Here is a 16,041-nt window from a genome sequence, read left to right on the forward strand (position 1 = left end):
GCTCAGCCCGAGGGCAGCACAGGGTCCTCAGCGCAAGGGGAACTGGCCCGTGGGGGCGTCGTCGCCGCCGCGGTCGGGATCGGTGCGATCATAGTCCGGCTCGATCGGGTCCGGCGCGGGGACGTCGGCGGTCTCCGGCGCGTCTGCGAGGACCCCGGTGCCGTCGTCGCGCCTGCTGCGGTCGTGGCCGCCGTCGTCGTTCCTGACCGGGATGCCACCTTCGACCGTCGGCTCGTCGATCCCGGCGGTCCCGTAGTCCATGTCCTCCGCGTGCGCATAGGCGGCGAACCGCGGATCGTCGGCACCGGCTTCTGCAGCGGCACCCGCGGCCTCCGCGGTGTCGCGGGTGTCATCGAGGTCGCCACCCGTACCGTCCGTGCCGCCGTCGAGGTCGTCCTCGGCACCGGCGCCGTCGGTGCGCAGCGGCACCGGTCCGGTCACCCAGTCGGTGCTGACCACCGGCACCTGACCGATCGGGTCGGCGTCGGCGACCGCACGGTCCAGATCGGTGAGCATGTCGATGGCGTCGTCGATGACGGAGTTGTCCCGGGTGCGCACCCCGTGCATCAGCCAACGGGGCAGTGCCAGTTCGCTGGCCAGCAGCGTCCGCGCCGCCAGGAACTCATCGGTCCGGTCCCCGCGTGCCTGGGTGTAGGCGGCCAGGATCGCATCGCCGGTCTCCGGCGCCGCGGCCGCGATCAACCAGGCCAGGTCGTCGGCCGGGTCGGCTACCCGGGCGTCGGCCCAGTCCAGGATCGCCGTCACCTCGTCATCGTCTACCAGGATGTGCTCTCCGGCGAGGTCCCCGTGCACCGGTGTGGCGATGAACTTCCACAACCGGACATCCTCCAGCGCGCGCTCCCACCGGCGCAGCAGATCGGTCGGGACGTGCCCGGTGCGCGCGGCCTCATCGAGTTCGGCCAGCCTCCGGGTGCGGTAGGACTCGGCGTCGTAGACCGGCAGACCGGCGTCGGCCACCACAGCAGTGTCCAGGTCGTGGATCCGGGCGAGGGTCTGCCCGAGCCGCCGGGCCAGGGCCGCCGAAACCGCCTGTACCTGCAGCGGGCGGCCGCGCAGTTCCCGGTAGACCATCGCACGGCCCCCCTCCGGCAGGGCCGCGAACCCTGCCGGGCGGGGCATCTCGAAGGGCAGCAACTCGTTGTCCACTGCCTGGGCCAGCACGGCCAGGAGGTCGACCTCGGCCTCCAGCGCGGCACCGGCGACCGTGCTCCGGGGCGCGCGCACCGTCCAGCGCCGGCCCTGGGCGTCCATCAGGGAGGCGACGTCGAAGCCGGCCCCGGTGTGGTGCGGGGGCCGGGTGGCCACCACGTCCAGGCCGGGGATGGCTACGGTGGCCAGGGCCGCCAACGCGAGCGGCGAACGGGGACTGGTCGACACCCTCCCCACGGTATGCCCACCGGCGGGCGCCGGCCCTGTGAGGCGCCCGGTGTGTCCCGCTATGGCGGCGCGAGCCGGCGGGGCCGTCTACCGTGGAGGGGTGCGCTCAGACGACCTGCCCCTCTCTCGCTCCGGAGTGGACCGCGACGGCCTCGGCCGCGTCCGGGAGGGGTTGATCGCCCGCCTGTTGGACCTGCCCTCCACCCGGGTCCTGCACCTCATCGGTGGCGATGTGCTCACCGGATCCGATGACGCGCTGATGTTCACCGCCCCGCTCGGCACCGGTGGCGCTGACGCACCTGAGGCACCCGATGGTGCCGGCGGCGCGGCCGGTGCCGGGGGCCCGGCCGCCCCGGGTGGGGCAACCCCGGTACCCACCACCGGCGTCGGCACCGAGGATGTGCTCCTCTACCTGGGGCGCGACACCGAGCACGCCTACCTGGCCCAGGTCCACCCCGAAGCCACCGGCGTGAGCGACTGGGCCGAGGAGATCTCCCGCCGCACCGATGACCCGCAGGGCGCGCCGGGCGCCCGCCGCTCCCACCTGCGGGACGTGGGTTGGCGACTCCCCGCCCGCGATGCCGGACTCGCCACCGAGGCGGTGGCGCTGGCGAACTGGCACAGCACCCACCGGTACTGCCCTCGTTGCGGCGGGCCCACCGCGGTGGGCGAGGCCGGGTGGGTGCGCCGGTGCAGCGTGGACGGATCCCAGCACTTCCCCCGCACCGACCCCGCGGTGATCATGGCGATCACCGATGACGACGACCGGTTGCTCCTGGCCCACGGTGCCGCGTGGCCGCCCACACGGTTCTCAGTACCGGCCGGGTTCGTCGAGCCGGGGGAGTCCCTGGAAGCCGCCGTGCGCCGCGAGGTCGCTGAGGAGACCGGTGTGCTCGTCGGTGAGGTGACCTATCAGGCTTCGCAACCGTGGCCCTTCCCGGCCTCGCTGATGGTGGGCATGAGCGGGCGGGCCCGGACCACCGAGGTGACGCCCGACGGCGTGGAGGTCACCGAGGCCATGTTCCTCAGCCGAACCGCACTCGCCCGGGCCGTGACCGATGGCGACGTGGTGTTGCCGCGGGCCACCTCCATCGCCCACCACCTCATCGCCCAGTGGTACGGCGGGCCGCTGCCGACGTAGGCGGCTCCGGGCGTCCCTTGCGGATCCGGGGCCGGGCGATACACGCATCGCCCGGTGCCGGTGCGAGCGGGTTCGCGCGCTCGGGTTCGGCCTGGCTGTCGCTGGGCCCTGGGCGATAGAATCGGGCAATGGCTGTCGAGGTGCGAGCCGCCACCCGTTTCGAGGACGTGGCCACGATGGTTGGCCCCAGACGTCCCGGCGCCGAGGTGTGCTGGTGCCTGAGTCATCGCAGACTCACCGCCGCAGAGCGGGCGCTACGGGGCCAGGACCGCGTCGACCTGGTCCGAGACCTCGTCGCCCAGGATCCGCCGCCCGGCGTCCTCGCCTATGACGGCGCGGACGTGGTGGGCTGGGCCGCAGTGGCTCCGCGCCGGAACACGAGTTTCGCCCGCAGCCGCAAGATCCCGCACCTCGATGCGGTCGATGCGGTGGATGTGTGGTCCCTGTGGTGCCTGCGGGTGCGTCCCGGTCACCGTAAGCAGGGGATCGTCCACCACCTGATCGCCGGCGCGGTGGACTTCGCCCGCGCGAACGATGCCCCGGTGATCGAGGCCTACCCGCTGGACAACAAGGGCGCCAAAGTCGACCAGTCCATGGCCTACGCGGGCACCCGGGCCGCGTTCGAGGCCGCCGGGTTCACCAGAACCGCCGGCACCGATTCGGTGCTGAGTGGCTTCCCGCGCGTGCTGATGCGCCTGGACCTACGGCGCTAACGCCCGGCGCAGTCGCCGGTTGTGCCGGGCTCAGGCGATCCGTTCCTTGACCTCGGCCAGGGAGGGGTTGGTGGCCGTGGATCCGTCCGGGAACAGCAACGTGGGTACGGTCTGGTTGCCCTCGTTGGCCGTCATCACGAACGCGGCCGCGTCCTCATCGTTCTCGATGTTGACCTCGGTGTAGGGGATCCCCTCCCGGTCCATCTGCGACTTCAGTCGCCTGCAGTAGCCGCACCAGGTGGTGCTGAACATGGTGGTGCTGCCTGCTTGGGGTGGGGTGGTGCTGCTCACGAGGTACTCCCGTCGACAAACCGGTGACTGGACTGGATTCGATGCTACCCCGCACCCGCGCGGTGCCCCGGTGGGGTAGCACACACCATGAACTGCGCGTCCCGCTTGCCCCAGCGGGGTGTCCCGAGCCGGCGGTCACCGCCCCCACACCTCCTCGATCGACACCAGTCTGATCTCGTCTTCGGCCGGGAGTCGCTGATCGCCTTGCCACTCACGGCCGGCCTGGGCGTCGGTGGGGTAGTGGACGCAGAACGCCTCCACGTCCTCGTCGACGTCGAAGGTGCCACGCACGCCAGCGTGCATGTAGAGCGACTCCCCGACGGTGGCGGTGAGGGCCTCCTCGCCGATTCGCACGGTCAGACTGCCCATGGTCACCACTGCAACCTCGTCGTAGGCCCAGAGGAACTCGAATCTCACCCCTCGCCGGAAGCGGATGTAGGCCAGCCCCAGGTTTGACCCCTCTGGTTCGTCCGCGATGTAGCCGACGTAGGCCCGGTGGTCGCCAACCTGTAGCCACTCCGGCACGTCGTGGACGCTGAATTGCTGGATCGTGCGTGCCTCGAAACTCAACTGCGGGTCTCCTATCTCGCTGTGCTGCGTAGTTCGGCGGTGAAGCCCGTACGCCACGAGGCGAACGCTGGCTGCCACCCGAGGATGCGCCTGGCGCGGTCGTTGGCCGCTCCGCGGAGCGCGGTCATGAAGGCCACACCCCACGGCCCGATGGCCCACCGGGCGAGGAACGTCGGTACTCGCCGGGCTCCGGCGAACAACGGGGCGTCCTCGCTCGCTGGCCCCTCGCCGCCCGGATCGTAGGCGAAGGCCAGGCCCTGGGACAGGAACTGGCGGACGCCGACCTCCGCTGCGGCGGTGATGAGGTTGCTCGTGCCCTGGATGCGCAGACGGTTGGTCAGTTCGAGTTGCTCGGCGAACCGCTTCGGATCCAACTGTCCCGGGATTGCGGTGAGCATGTTGACGATGACGTCGGGCCGGGTCTCGCTGACGACGCGGACGACGGCGTCGAGGTCCAGCGCGTCCGCCTGGACCACGCGCGCCGATGACGGGAAGGCGGCCCTGGCGAGCCCGACGACGTCGTGTCCTTCCTCCTGGAGCATGGGAGTGAGTTGGCGTCCGATGACGCCGCTGGCTCCGGCGATGAGCACTCGCATGTTTCCTCCTCGGTGACGTGGGCAATGCGGGCCGGAAGTGGTCGAGGAATCAGCGTGACCGCCGACCCGCGCGCACATGCCCGCCCAGCCCCGTGCTGCTCACGGCGTCGCGTTCGGCCGGACGGCTTTTCCGATCAGGATGTACGCGAGTCCACCGATCGTGTGCATGCCCGCGAGCAGGAGACCGGTGGTGAGGTCGTGTGCGCCGATGAGGACGAACGGGATGGTGATGAGGACGGCGACGGCGCCGGCGATGATCGCGATGGTCGTCCAGCGACGGGAGCGCCGTGCGAGCAGGGCCAGCACGAGCGCGCCGAGCGCGAGCGGTACGGCTGTCTTCCACGCCACGTCGCCGGGGATGATCAGGTGGTTGGCCTCACCAGCACCGGGATCGATTCGCAGCGCCGCGTCGGTGGCCCGTCCGATGGCATAGAGGCCCAGGTTCGCTGCGGTGGCAATGAGGATGCAGGCGATGGTCACGAGTGCGGGACTCCTGGAGCGGCGGTCGGACTCCGTGGACGTGGATGCGGGAGTGGAACCAGACATTGATCTTCTTCCGAGTTCGGATGGACGGCGGCACGTCTGCAACGAGACGCAGGGGTTTTGGATGTGATGTCAATCCTCCGACGTCCCTCGACCGCGCGGCATCGCCCGAAAGAGCCATTCGGGTACCACTTCTGCCAGGACGGGAGGCGCCGAACCGGCTGGTAGAGGTCGCGGGAGCCGATGACGACCCTCATGCCGGCGTCGGCCGGTCGGGTGGTGGCGTGGGATCGGAGCGATCGCCTCGCACGGTTCACGAGCCGAAGGGCTCGAGGCTGAAGCGCCCCCACGCCACGAAGGCGAAGAGGGACAAGAACACGAGGTCGCCGATCAGGAACTTCCATTCGCTGCGGCGGAACCGGGTCGTGGCGGCGCCGGCCATCACCAGCATCAGTCCGCACGCGGCCACCGGGACCAGCACCGGCGCGACGTTCACCGCGGCCGGCAGGACCAGGCCCACAGCGCCCACGATCTTGATAGTGCCGATGGCCTTGATGTGTCCGGAGGTGAAGTCGTCGACCCAGTGCTGGCTCTCCCCGTATGAGCGGTACTTCTCCTTCGACATCAGCACCTGGCTGGTGCCCCCGGTCAGGTAGGCGGCCGCCAGGAGCCCGCCCACGATCCACAGAGCAATGTGCATATCTCCTCCTCGGTGTTACCTGCCCTTGCGGGCTCGACCTACCCATGACGTATTGCGGCCGCGGAAGGTAACTGTCACGACTCCAGACGCTGGCCCGATGACTTCCTGGGCGCCCCGTGGGTCAGCCGAGTAGTCCGAGGTCACGGCCGCGGGCCACCGCTTCGGTGCGGTTGCCGGCGTCAAGCTTGTCGAGGATGTGAGCGACGTGCCTCTTGATGGTGTGGGGTGAGAGGAAGAGGTCGCCGGCGATCTCCCGGTTCGCACGGCCCTCGACCACGAGTCGAAGGACCTCGAGCTCACGGACGCTCAGCCGGCCGGCGGGTCCGGTGCTCTGCCTGCCTGCGGCGAGACCCTGGCGGCCCTGATGCGCCGTCCGGATCAGGCGGCGCCGGTGCGCGCCGGCCGCGGCTTCCGGTTCCAACCGGGATGGAGCGGTGTCCATATATCCTCCCTCGTGTTACCTCAGCCCCTGCGGGCTCGTCATACCTATGACGGATCTCGACCACGGAAGGTAACCCCGATGAGCCCAGACGCTGCCTGGACCGAGGCGTTCGAGCGCGAGCGCGAGCGCCTCATCGCGATGGCCCACCGGATGCTCGGTTCCCGGGCAGACGCCGAGGACGCCGTGCAGGAGGCCTGGCTGCGCCTGGCGCGCCAGGAGGCCGACGCCATCGAGAACCTCGCCGGGTGGTTGACCACGGTGGTGGGCCGGGTCTGTCTGGACGTGTTGCGCTCGCGCCGGGCCAGGCCGGAGGCGTCCTACGACGCCCGACTCCCGGATTTCGTCGTCACCGAGGACGACGACGACACACCCGAGGACAGTGCGGTCCTGGCGGACTCGGTCGGCTTGGCGCTGCTCGTGGTTCTGGAGACTCTGCGGCCCGAGGAACGTCTGGCCTTCGTGCTGCACGACGTCTTCGACGTCTCGTTCGCCGAGATCGGCGAGATCCTCGGCAAGTCCACCGACGCGGCCAAGATGCTCGCCAGCCGTGCGCGCCGGAAGGTCCGGGGCGCACCTCGGACCACAACGAAGCGCCAGGAGCAGCGGGAGGTGGTCGACGCCTTCGTCGCCGCGGCGCGAGAGGGGGACTTCGAGGGGCTTCTGAAGGTGCTCGACCCCGACGTGACCTGGCGCTCGTGCACGCCGCGGGGCACGATCGTGCATCTCGGCGCCACCGAGGTCATGGCTGCGGCCCGGCGTGGCCGGCGCGCAGCGGTCGTCCCGCGCCGGGTCCTGGTCAACGGGGAGCCGGGCGTCCTCTTCTGGGGACGCAGCGGCAAGCCGCTCAGCGTGATGTCCTGCACCGTGGCCGACGGGCGGATCGTGGACGTCGTGGCGCTGGTCGATCCCGTCCGCCTGGCAGCGATGGACCTGCCGGCACCGCCCCAGGCGTAGTCAGACACCGCCCCTGGCGGGCACCTCAGCGGTATCCGTGCCGCGGCGGCGCAGCGCATAGCCGAGGGTGGCTACCCCGAGCGCCACCCCCCACAACGGCCACAGGACCATGGGGCCGTAGGCCGCCCAGCCGGCGATGAAGTCGATCGGGGCCCCGCCGCCGAACTGGCGGATCATCGAGATGCCGGCCGGCAGGATGATCAGCGCGACGAGGCTCGCGGGCACGACGGCCAGGGCCACCGGGACCGGCCGCCCGGCCAGACCCGGAACCCAACGGGGGACGACCTCACCCCAGCGCTGCACCAGGCCCAGCGTGAGCACCGCACCGAGCGCGGCGAACACGCCGAGCCAGACACCGGACCACAGGTCGCCGGTGGCCCGCGCCGCCTCCCATTGCGCACGGTCGAAGCCGAGCGGGTAGACGATCCAGGCGACGCGCGTGGCCGCGTAGACGAGCGGCGGGATGACGGCGACGACGGTAGCCGCCTGCCCCCACCTGGCAGCGACTTCGGGACGCGCCCAGCCCGGGAGGGCACGGGGCCGGCTGCGCAGGTACTGCCTCGCGGCAGCGCCCCACAGGAACACCCCGACCAGGATCATCAACTGGAGTAACAGGTTGTGGTTGAGCACGTTCAGCAGGTCCACCCGCCAGCCCTCGTCGAACACGGCCATGACCAGGGCGAACGGGAGGTAGCCGGCCAGGGCGAGGAGGTCGGCGCTCATCGTGAGTACGACCAGGAGCGCCGTCGAGACGGCTCCTGCCATCAGCGCGGCCGGCACGGCTGCGGCCCGTGGCGCGGCGGACCGCGCCGCGGCTGCCGTCGTCGCGGTGGTCGCGGCGAGCACCAGGGCCAGGACGGCGACGACGACGAGCAGCACCGACCGGGGCAGCAGCCCGGCGAGGGCGTACTCGGGTACGGGGTGGTGGTCTCCGATGGCGAGTTCGGCGCCGCTGACGACGGCGACCAGGGCGCCGAGGGCGAGCAGAAGCCAGTACAGGGCGGTGGCAGTGATGGTGCGCATGCGCCAACGATCGCTCCGACGACTGCTCGTACGGATCCCCCGTCGGAGTGGACGTGGCCGGACCGCTTCCCTCGCAGGAGGGATCGTTCAGCCGCCCGGTCGGACGAACCCGGACTCGTAGGCGAGGACCACCGCCTGGGTGCGGTCGCGTACCCCGAGCTTGGCGAGCAGGTTGCCGACGTGCGTCTTGACCGTCTCCACCCCGAGGAACAGGTCGGCGCCGATCTCGGCGTTGGACCGGCCCGCCGCCATCAGCCGGAGCACGTCGGACTCCCGTGCGGTGAGCCCGGCCCGCGCCAACCGGTCGCCACCCGTGGCCGGGGACGTGGTGGCGACGAGGCGGCGCAAGGCGTCGGGGAACAGCAGTGCGTCGCCTCGGGCGACGACCCGGATCGCCTCCAGGACCTGGTCGGGGTGCGCCCGTTTGAGGATGAAGCCCGCGGCGCCGGCGCGCAGGGCCTCAAGCACGTAGTCGTCGTTCTCGAAGGTGGTGACCACCAGGACACGGGGCTGGCGGGCGCCCGTCCGGTCGCCGTGCGCCCGCAGCGCACGGGTGGCCGAGATCCCGTCGAGCCCAGGCATCCGCACGTCCATGAGGACGACATCGGGGCCCGACCCGGCGACGGCGGCAGGCACGTCGGCGCCGTCGGCGACCTCGCCGACCACCTCAAGGTCCGGTTCGCCGTCGATGATCACCCGCAGTCCGCTGCGGACGAGGGCCTCGTCGTCGACGAGCAGCACTCGCACGGTCATGGCACCTCCCGGGGGAGCGCCGCGTCGACGTGCCACTCGCGGTCCCGGCGGCCCGAAGTCAGCACGCCACCCAGGGCTTCGGCGCGCTCCTGCATGCCCATCAGGCCCCGGCCCGATCCCCGGGTGAGGTCGCGCAGCCCGTTGCGGATGGTGAGGATGAGGTGGCGCTCGGCGAGTTCGACGTGCACCTCGATGGTTCCGTCGCCGTGGCGCAGCGCGTTGGTGAGCGCCTCGCGCACGACCGCGTAGGCCTCGCGCGAGACGGTGCGAGAGACCGCACCGTCGGCATCCGGCGGAAGGACGAGCGCGACGCGCGCCCCGGTCGCGCGTGCCTCCTCGGCGAGAGCGGGGACCTGGGAAAGCCCGCGGTCGTGAGCGGCGGCCTCATCGGCAGGCGGCGGTGCACCCGTTCTCAGCACGCCGAGGACCCGGTCGAGCTCGGCGACGGCCTCGCGGCCCGTCGCGCCGATGGCCCCGAGCGCCGAGCGGACGAACTCCGGGTCGCGGCCGAGGGCACGCTCGGCCGCGGCCGCCTGCAACGTCGTCACGGTCAACGCGTGGCCGACGCTGTCGTGCAGGTCGCGGGCCAGGGCGTTGCGGGCGGCGAGCTCGCGCTTGTCGGCCTCCAGGCGGGCGATCCGGTCCTGCGCCGATGGTCCGAGCAGCACCGGCGCGGACGTGCGCAGCAGCGCCCGCAGGGTCCAGATGAGGTAGGGCGGCACGAGGAGGAACACGACCGCCAGGACGACGGCGAGCAGCGCGGGGATGTCGGCGAGCGGCCCGAGCGCACCCTGCAGTGCGCTCGAGCCGAGGTGCCAGGCGATCAGACTCACGGCGAACGGGATCGCGGTGAGCAGCGACAGCGCTGCGAGGGCTCCGGTGGCGAGGTGCAGCAGGAACCACACGAACCCGCGCGCCACCGCGCCTCGCCCCCGGCCGGGGGCGTCAGCGATGTCGGTGTCGAGCAGGGTGCGCGCGGCGTTCACCTGGAGGACGCGTACGGGATGGAGGAACGGCGGGACCAGCACGATCACCGCCGTGACCGCGGCGAGCGTGACGATGACCGGACGTCCCAGCGTTGGGTCGCGGAACATCTGCACGAACCCGGCAGCCAGGAGACCGTACGCGGCCGCGACCAGGCCTCCGATGACGAGGTAGACCCCGCAGCGCAGTGTCGCGGCACTGGTCAGCGGGGTCAGAGCCCGGGGCACGGCCATGAGAGGCAGTCTGCCGCACGTGGTCGGCGCGGCGCGAGGGTCGAAGTCGCCGACCCACGTGGGTGTGGCAAGAGGCCGCCGCCGGAGCCCGGCCCCGACCTGCGTCGGCGGATACGGATCCCCGTGTCGGTTGCGCCTGGGACAATCGATGACGATGAGCACCCGTACCGACGTCGAGGCCTTGCTCGACGCCCTCGACCCCGACCAGCGCGCCGTTGCCGAGCAACTGACCGGCCCGGTGTGCGTGCTCGCCGGCGCCGGCACCGGCAAGACCCGCGCGGTGACCTACCGGATCGCACACGGCGTGCTCACCAGCACCTACAACCCGACCGCGGTACTGGCGGTGACCTTCACCGCCCGGGCGGCGGGTGAGATGCGCTCACGGTTGCGTGACCTGGGCGTGGGTGGCGTGCAGGCCCGCACCTTCCACGCCGCGGCGCTGCGGCAACTGTCCTACTTCTGGCCCCGGGCGATCGGTGGGTCGGTGCCCAGGATCGCCGAGCACAAGGCCTCCATGATCGGGGAGGCAGCCGGCCGGCTCGGCCTGGAGGTGGACCGGCTCATGATCCGGGACCTGGCCGGGGAGGTGGAGTGGGCCAAGGTCACCATGATCACGGCGGAGAACTACGCCCGTGTCGCCGCAGCCCAGGGCCGCCAGGACATCGCCGGTCAGGATCCCACCACGATCGCCCGGCTGCTCAGCGTGTACGAGCAGGTCAAGACCGAACGCGGGGTGATCGACTTCGAGGACGTGCTACTGCTGACCGTGGGCATCCTGGCCGAGCAACCCGAGATCGCCGCCACCGTGCGCCGGCAGTACCGGCACTTCGTGGTCGATGAGTACCAGGACGTCTCCCCGCTGCAGCAGCGACTGCTGGAACTCTGGCTCGGTGATCGCGCCGAACTGTGCGTGGTGGGTGATGTCTCCCAGACCATCTACTCCTTCACGGGCGCGACCCCCGCCTACCTGACCGACTTCTCCCGGCGTTACCCCAAGGCCAGGGTGATCACCCTGGCCCGCGACTACAGGTCCACCCCGCAGGTGGTGTCCCTGGCCAACAACGTGCTGGCCCGGGCCGGAAAGGCTCGCTCCAGCGCGGCGGTGGAACTCATCGCACAACGGCCCAGCGGGCCAGCCGTGCGGTTCGAGACCTATCCCGACGACGACGCCGAGGCCGCTGGGGTGGCAGCCCGCACCGCCGAACTCATCCGCACCGGCGTCAAGGCGAGTCAGATCGCGGTGCTGTACCGCACCAACGCCCAGGCACCGGCCTACGAGCAGGCGCTGAGCCAGGCCGGGATCGGGTATCTGGTCCAGGGCGGGGAACGGTTCTTCTCCCGCACCGAGGTCCGCGAGGCGATCGTGCTGCTGCGCGGGGCGGCCCGGGCACCCGGGGAAGCCACGATGCCCGAGACCGTGCGTGATGTGCTGGCCAGTGCCGGCTGGACCCCGGAGCCGCCGGCCGCCCGGGGCGCGGTGCGGGAGAAGTGGGAGTCGCTCAACTCCCTGGTCGCGCTCGCCGACGAACTGGCTCGCACCCGGCAGGCGGACATGGTCGAATATGTGGCCGAACTGGCCGAGCGTGCCAGCGCGCAACACGCTCCCACCGTGGAGGGGGTTACCCTGGCCTCCCTGCACGCCGCGAAGGGCCTGGAGTGGGACGCGGTGTTCCTGGTCGGCATGTGCGAGGGGCTGATGCCGATCTCACTGGCCGAGGGCATCGAGGCGATCAACGAGGAACGCCGTCTGCTCTACGTGGGCATCACCCGTGCCCGGGAGCACCTGCAGTTGTCCTATGCCCTGGCCCGCAACGCCGGGGGTCGGTCGAGCCGCAAGACCTCCCGGTTCCTGGACGGCATCTGGCCGGCGGCCGAACCGGCGCAGCGCGCCCGCGGCAAGCACACCCTGTCCAGGGCGGGACGACGGCGTCAGGTCGCCGAGCAGGTTTCGGCTGCCGAGGCGGATCCGGAGGTCTTCGAACGCCTGCGCACGTGGCGGGCCGAGGTCGCCACCGAGACCGACAAACCCGCCTTCACCATCCTGCACGACGCGGCCCTGGTGGCGATCGCCGCCGCATGCCCCAAGGATCTGCGGCAACTGGCCATTCTGCGCGGGATCGGCCCCACCAAGATCGAGGCCTACGGGGCCACCATCCTGGCCCTGGTCCGTGGTGATCGACCTGCCCGGTCCTGACAGCCGGCAGTAGGCGGAGATGACAACTGTCAGGAAGTTCGGAAAAAGACTGGGCAGGCATCCCGGGCACCCCTACTCTGTAACACGTTCCTGATTCGCCGAACCGCGCCTAGCCAGCACACCCGGTTCCTGAGCACCGAGGAGGTGAGCACCCAGATGAAGACCATGACCACGGCGACCGGCATCTGCCGGACCGTGCACGTTGCACCGGTAAGCGCGTTCGCGCGTCTCCGTGCCGATCTTGCCCCGGGTGCCACGTCCGGCTACGCCGGCTCCGGCCTCGCCACTCCCGGCACCACGGATACCGACCCCAACTTCACCGGCCTCGCGGCCATCGGGTAACTCTCCGAGCAGAGCGCTCTCTCGCCGCGAAGCCCCGATGGGTTCGCGGCCCTTTGTCAGTCGTGACAAGTGCGGTTGCCGACCCGGCTGACCATCACAATCGCTCAGGAGCATCTCGTGCAGTACACATCGATTCTCGACCACCCGTCGGGATCGTCCACCAACTGGCCCCTCGACAGCCTGCCGTTGCCCACCGAGGCTGACCTGACCCTGCCCTGCCAGGACCTGGAGACCGCGGACCTGTGGTTCGCCGAGGGCACGGCGCAGGTCGAGAAGGCCAAGGCCATGTGCCAGACCTGCCCGATCAAGGCCGAGTGCCTGGCGGGGGCGGTGTCCCGCCGGGAGCCGTGGGGCGTCTGGGGCGGAGAGGTCTTCGTCGACGGCGTCATCGTGGCCCGCAAGCGCGGCCGTGGCCGTCCTCGCAAGACCGACCGGCCCGCCACCGCCCGGCACCGGTCCACGCCCGCGGCGTGAGGTAGCCGGGACCCTCAGCCGGCAACGGCTGGGAGCAGCGCGCTTGCCGAACACCCGCACTGCGGGTGCACTCGCCACCGGCGCTGCACCGGTACCGGGTCCCAGGCCGACACCTCCAGGGAGGTGTCGGCCAGGGTGTCGCGGCCGTCCACCAGCGCCAGCAGTTGATGGGCGGCCAGTGCGGCACCCAGCCAGGCCAACGACGTCTCCGCGGCCGGTGCGGCACGGGTGGTGGCTTGGGTGGCCACCGCCGGCCAGCGCGGATCCCGATCGCAACGGTGCAGATCCAGGCACCGCAGGCAGACGCCCTCGCCGGGGCGCACCAGCGGGCCGATCACCACATCCAGTTCCCGCGCCAGGAGGGGCAGGTGGCAGACATCCTGACGCATCAGGTCGCGATAGTCGACCGGATCGGCCACGCCGGCGCGGACCAGCACCACCACATCGGCGTCGGTGCCCGGCCCGCGGCGGGTCCGGACCTTCGGGTCGATGCCGCGCAGCACGGCGGTGGCGCTGTCCTGGCGCATCCGGCCGACGTCGCCGGCGCGGTAGAGCCCGCCGCCGACGTCGTTGTGACGCACCCGTCGTTCGTCATGCAGGAGGACCGCGCCCACACCGGCGTGCGTGAGCGCGCAGGCCAGCCGCAGCCCGAGCGGGTCCAGCCCGTGCACGGCCACCACCGCATCGGAGCGGTCGGACGGCCGGGTGTGACCAGCCATCGCCGCCCGGTGCCAGTAGCCCTGGTCCGGATCGGTGACCAGGCTCGGGTGGAGACCCGGGGCCGGGCCCTCGAGCACGTACCCGGCCGTCCGCAACCGATCGAGCAGGGCCTTCACCTGTCGTGCGGGCACGCCCAGGTCCCGAGCATGAGCCCGCAGCTCCTCGGGGCCGGCGCACTCGGAGAGGCGCTCCAGGAGACGCTGCTCACCGCCGGACAGCCCGTCCAGCAAGAGCGCGCAGCGCGGATCCAACCCGATCTGGCTGGAGCCGGGAGCGCGCCAATACACCTCGAAACCGGGTCTGATCCACATCATGGCCACCTCTCGAACGACTCGTTCGCCGAGGTTCGCACACCCGCCCATCTATTGCCGGGCCACCGGTCGATCTGTGGATGAACCCTGTGGATGAAACCCTCAGGGTCGGGGCTGCTCAGCCGCGCTCGGGGTTCTCATCGTCCTCCGGCTCGGCCTGCTCCGGGCTCCCGGCGCTCTCGGCAGCGGCAGAGCCGGCAGCGCGGGCGGCATCGTGCTCACGCGCACCCTCGGAGTAGCCCAGGTTGCCTTCCAGCATCATGGCCAGGGCCTCGTCGACGTCGGCTCCCTCAGCCCGGGAACTCTCGCGCCGGCTCAGATAGGTACCCGGATCGTCCAGGTCCTCGGCAGTGGGGAACACGTCGGGATGGGACCACAACTCATCGCGCTCGGCGGCGCCCAGTTCCCGTGTCACCGCCGCCCACAGCAGCGCCGCGTCCCGAGCACGGCGCGGCCGCAACTCCAACCCCACCAGGGTGCGGAAGGTGTCCTCGGCCGGTCCACCGGCCGCCCGCCGACGACGCAGCATCTCCCGCAGCGGGACCGCGTGCGGCAGGTGCGGGGCCACCGCGGCGGCCGTGACCTCCTCCACCCAGCCCTCGATCAGGGCCAGGATGGTCTCCAGCCGGCTCAGCGCCCGGTCCTGACTCTCGGTGCGCTCGGGGGAGAAGATCCCGCCGGCCAGGGCCGAGCGCAACTGCTCCATGTCGGTGGGGTCGATGTCGCGCACGGCGTCCTCGAGTTGGCGCAGGTCGATCTCGATCCCGCGCGCGTACTGCTCCACCGCGTTGAGCAGTTGCGAGCGCAACCACGGCACGTGGGTGAACAGACGGGCATGTGCGGCCTCGCGCACAGCCAGGAAGTGCCACACCTCATCGGTGGGCACGTCCAGGTCCTCGGCGAAGGCGTCCAGGTTCGCCGGCACCAGCAGCACCGCCGGGTCGGTCAACAGCGGCAACCCGGTGTCCGTGGCACCGAAGACCTCGCGCGCCAGGGTGCCCGCCCCCTGGCCCACCTGCATCGCGAAGGAGAGCCGGCCGAGTTTGCGGACCATCGCGCCCATGTCCACACCACCGAGCAGTCCGGCGGCCGCCGGATCCAGACCCTCGGGCAGGCCGGGGCCATCGGTGCCCATGGTGGTGGCCAGCGCCTGAGCCACCGAGACACCCACGGGGTCTGCCACCTGACGCCACACCGGCAGGGTGCGCTCGACCCACTCGGCCCTGGAGACCGCCTGTTGCGGCCCACCGGAGGGCGGTAGGTCGGTGGCCACGTCCAGCCACAGGTCCGCCGCCTGCAGCGCCCGGCGGGCACTTTCGGCCTGCGCCGCCGAGACCGCCGGATCCCCGCCCAGGTGGGCGACCTGGCGGGCCACGTCGTGGGCGACCTTCCAGTCCGAACTACCGCCGTCGTCGTCGGCGGACAGGACCTGGCGCATCTGCGCCATGGCGGCGGCGAACTGGCTCGGGTCCGAGGGCATGCCCGGCATCGACTCCAACCGGGACAGGTCCATCCCGCTGGACTCCAGGGCGCGCATCGCCTCCGCGGCGGCGTCCGGTCCGAGCATGGACTCCAGCATGCGTCGCCACTGCTCTGCGCCTGAGGGCTGTTCGCTCATGGTCAACGGTAATCACAGGTACGCCCGATCACCGAATCACCGGGCCACCCTTTCGCTCTGGGCGCAGTCGGTGGCGCGGTGCGATCCAGACTCGAGGGAAG

The 16,041-nt window shown here is 71.4% G+C and carries 18 protein-coding genes; 6 read left to right on the forward strand and 12 right to left on the reverse strand.

All coding sequences use genetic code 11. The features are described 5' to 3' along the window. Positions 1-27: 27 nt before the first annotated feature. Positions 28-1,398, reverse strand: coding sequence for a phosphotransferase (locus ACO0LV_RS08845; protein WP_424787523.1), 1,371 nt, complete (start codon positions 1,396-1,398; stop codon positions 28-30). A gap of 100 nt (positions 1,399-1,498) precedes the next feature. On the opposite strand from ACO0LV_RS08845, the gene nudC reads away from it, so the two are divergent. Further along, the gene (gene nudC / locus ACO0LV_RS08850) at positions 1,499-2,539 is read left to right on the forward strand and encodes an NAD(+) diphosphatase (protein ID WP_424787524.1); all 1,041 of its coding nucleotides are present in this window, start codon (positions 1,499-1,501) and stop codon (positions 2,537-2,539) included. A gap of 128 nt (positions 2,540-2,667) precedes the next feature. Beyond that, on the forward strand, positions 2,668-3,252 hold the full coding sequence (locus ACO0LV_RS08855; protein ID WP_424787525.1) for a GNAT family N-acetyltransferase: 585 nt from the start codon (positions 2,668-2,670) through the stop codon (positions 3,250-3,252). 30 nt (positions 3,253-3,282) lie between these two features. Here the strand turns inward: ACO0LV_RS08855 and ACO0LV_RS08860 are convergent, their stop codons facing one another. From ACO0LV_RS08860 to ACO0LV_RS08885, 6 genes are all read right to left on the reverse strand, one after another. Beyond that, positions 3,283-3,504 carry a mycoredoxin gene (locus ACO0LV_RS08860; RefSeq protein ID WP_424787598.1) on the reverse strand — a complete coding sequence of 74 codons (222 nt, stop codon included), beginning with the start codon at positions 3,502-3,504 and terminating at the stop codon, positions 3,283-3,285. Positions 3,505-3,678: 174 nt separating this feature from the next. After that, complete coding sequence (locus ACO0LV_RS08865) at positions 3,679-4,113, reverse strand: hypothetical protein (protein ID WP_424787526.1); 435 nt, start codon at positions 4,111-4,113, stop codon at positions 3,679-3,681. Positions 4,114-4,124: 11 nt separating this feature from the next. Beyond that, positions 4,125-4,709, reverse strand: coding sequence for an NAD-dependent epimerase/dehydratase family protein (locus ACO0LV_RS08870; RefSeq protein ID WP_424787527.1), 585 nt, complete (start codon positions 4,707-4,709; stop codon positions 4,125-4,127). Between the two features lie 99 nt (positions 4,710-4,808). Then, entirely contained in the window at positions 4,809-5,255 is a 447-nt protein-coding gene (locus ACO0LV_RS08875; RefSeq protein ID WP_424787528.1) for a DUF6069 family protein, read from the reverse strand. Positions 5,256-5,505: 250 nt separating this feature from the next. After that, positions 5,506-5,892 carry a DoxX family protein gene (locus ACO0LV_RS08880; RefSeq protein WP_424787529.1) on the reverse strand — a complete coding sequence of 129 codons (387 nt, stop codon included), beginning with the start codon at positions 5,890-5,892 and terminating at the stop codon, positions 5,506-5,508. Positions 5,893-6,013: 121 nt separating this feature from the next. After that, positions 6,014-6,334, reverse strand: coding sequence for a response regulator transcription factor (locus tag ACO0LV_RS08885; protein ID WP_424787530.1), 321 nt, complete (start codon positions 6,332-6,334; stop codon positions 6,014-6,016). A gap of 78 nt (positions 6,335-6,412) precedes the next feature. Here ACO0LV_RS08885 and ACO0LV_RS08890 point away from each other — a divergent pair, with 78 nt between their 5' ends. Then, complete coding sequence (locus ACO0LV_RS08890) at positions 6,413-7,288, forward strand: sigma-70 family RNA polymerase sigma factor (RefSeq protein ID WP_424787531.1); 876 nt, start codon at positions 6,413-6,415, stop codon at positions 7,286-7,288. Here ACO0LV_RS08890 and ACO0LV_RS08895 read toward each other — a convergent pair whose 3' ends face one another. The 3 genes from ACO0LV_RS08895 to ACO0LV_RS08905 all read right to left on the reverse strand — a co-directional run bounded on the left by ACO0LV_RS08895 (position 7,289) and on the right by ACO0LV_RS08905 (position 10,281). Then, positions 7,289-8,311, reverse strand: coding sequence for a hypothetical protein (locus ACO0LV_RS08895; protein ID WP_424787532.1), 1,023 nt, complete (start codon positions 8,309-8,311; stop codon positions 7,289-7,291). 87 nt (positions 8,312-8,398) lie between these two features. Continuing rightward, the gene (locus ACO0LV_RS08900) at positions 8,399-9,064 is read right to left on the reverse strand and encodes a response regulator (protein WP_424787533.1); all 666 of its coding nucleotides are present in this window, start codon (positions 9,062-9,064) and stop codon (positions 8,399-8,401) included. Further along, positions 9,061-10,281 (reverse strand): sensor histidine kinase, encoded by a 1,221-nt coding sequence (locus ACO0LV_RS08905; RefSeq protein WP_424787534.1) that lies wholly within the window; start codon positions 10,279-10,281, stop codon positions 9,061-9,063. Before ACO0LV_RS08905 ends, ACO0LV_RS08900 begins: the two co-directional genes overlap by 4 nt. A gap of 148 nt (positions 10,282-10,429) precedes the next feature. On the opposite strand from ACO0LV_RS08905, the gene ACO0LV_RS08910 reads away from it, so the two are divergent. From ACO0LV_RS08910 to ACO0LV_RS08920, 3 genes are all read left to right on the forward strand, one after another. Continuing rightward, a complete protein-coding gene (locus ACO0LV_RS08910; RefSeq protein ID WP_424787535.1) occupies positions 10,430-12,475 on the forward strand; it encodes an ATP-dependent DNA helicase UvrD2 in 2,046 nt (681 codons plus the stop codon). 156 nt (positions 12,476-12,631) lie between these two features. Then, on the forward strand, positions 12,632-12,817 hold the full coding sequence (locus tag ACO0LV_RS08915) for a hypothetical protein (RefSeq protein ID WP_424787536.1): 186 nt from the start codon (positions 12,632-12,634) through the stop codon (positions 12,815-12,817). Between the two features lie 117 nt (positions 12,818-12,934). Beyond that, a complete protein-coding gene (locus tag ACO0LV_RS08920; protein WP_424787537.1) occupies positions 12,935-13,291 on the forward strand; it encodes a WhiB family transcriptional regulator in 357 nt (118 codons plus the stop codon). Between the two features lie 14 nt (positions 13,292-13,305). Here the strand turns inward: ACO0LV_RS08920 and ACO0LV_RS08925 are convergent, their stop codons facing one another. Next, positions 13,306-14,322: a hypothetical protein gene (locus tag ACO0LV_RS08925; RefSeq protein WP_424787538.1), complete on the reverse strand. Its 1,017-nt coding sequence runs from the start codon at positions 14,320-14,322 to the stop codon at positions 13,306-13,308. Positions 14,323-14,440: 118 nt separating this feature from the next. Continuing rightward, positions 14,441-15,940 carry a zinc-dependent metalloprotease gene (locus ACO0LV_RS08930; protein WP_424787539.1) on the reverse strand — a complete coding sequence of 500 codons (1,500 nt, stop codon included), beginning with the start codon at positions 15,938-15,940 and terminating at the stop codon, positions 14,441-14,443. Positions 15,941-16,041 lie beyond the last annotated feature (101 nt).

The organism is Pseudactinotalea sp. Z1739 (assembly GCF_049725055.1).
Lineage (GTDB): Bacteria > Actinomycetota > Actinomycetes > Actinomycetales > Beutenbergiaceae > CALKWS01.

What these genes read in the sequence shown, in the direction of transcription:
- ACO0LV_RS08855 (WP_424787525.1), top strand. Translation starts at nt 2,668, where the DNA reads ATGGCTGTCGAGGTGCGAGCCGCCACCCGTTTCGAGGACGTGGCCACG.
- ACO0LV_RS08860 (WP_424787598.1), bottom strand. Translation starts at nt 3,504, where the DNA reads ATGTTCAGCACCACCTGGTGCGGCTACTGCAGGCGACTGAAGTCGCAG.
- ACO0LV_RS08870 (WP_424787527.1), bottom strand. Translation starts at nt 4,709, where the DNA reads ATGCGAGTGCTCATCGCCGGAGCCAGCGGCGTCATCGGACGCCAACTC.
- ACO0LV_RS08875 (WP_424787528.1), bottom strand. Translation starts at nt 5,255, where the DNA reads ATGTCTGGTTCCACTCCCGCATCCACGTCCACGGAGTCCGACCGCCGC.
- ACO0LV_RS08880 (WP_424787529.1), bottom strand. Translation starts at nt 5,892, where the DNA reads ATGCACATTGCTCTGTGGATCGTGGGCGGGCTCCTGGCGGCCGCCTAC.
- ACO0LV_RS08885 (WP_424787530.1), bottom strand. Translation starts at nt 6,334, where the DNA reads ATGGACACCGCTCCATCCCGGTTGGAACCGGAAGCCGCGGCCGGCGCG.
- ACO0LV_RS08890 (WP_424787531.1), top strand. Translation starts at nt 6,413, where the DNA reads ATGAGCCCAGACGCTGCCTGGACCGAGGCGTTCGAGCGCGAGCGCGAG.
- ACO0LV_RS08895 (WP_424787532.1), bottom strand. Translation starts at nt 8,311, where the DNA reads ATGCGCACCATCACTGCCACCGCCCTGTACTGGCTTCTGCTCGCCCTC.
- ACO0LV_RS08900 (WP_424787533.1), bottom strand. Translation starts at nt 9,064, where the DNA reads ATGACCGTGCGAGTGCTGCTCGTCGACGACGAGGCCCTCGTCCGCAGC.
- ACO0LV_RS08905 (WP_424787534.1), bottom strand. Translation starts at nt 10,281, where the DNA reads ATGGCCGTGCCCCGGGCTCTGACCCCGCTGACCAGTGCCGCGACACTG.
- ACO0LV_RS08910 (WP_424787535.1), top strand. Translation starts at nt 10,430, where the DNA reads ATGACGATGAGCACCCGTACCGACGTCGAGGCCTTGCTCGACGCCCTC.
- ACO0LV_RS08915 (WP_424787536.1), top strand. Translation starts at nt 12,632, where the DNA reads ATGAAGACCATGACCACGGCGACCGGCATCTGCCGGACCGTGCACGTT.
- ACO0LV_RS08925 (WP_424787538.1), bottom strand. Translation starts at nt 14,322, where the DNA reads ATGTGGATCAGACCCGGTTTCGAGGTGTATTGGCGCGCTCCCGGCTCC.
- ACO0LV_RS08930 (WP_424787539.1), bottom strand. Translation starts at nt 15,940, where the DNA reads ATGAGCGAACAGCCCTCAGGCGCAGAGCAGTGGCGACGCATGCTGGAG.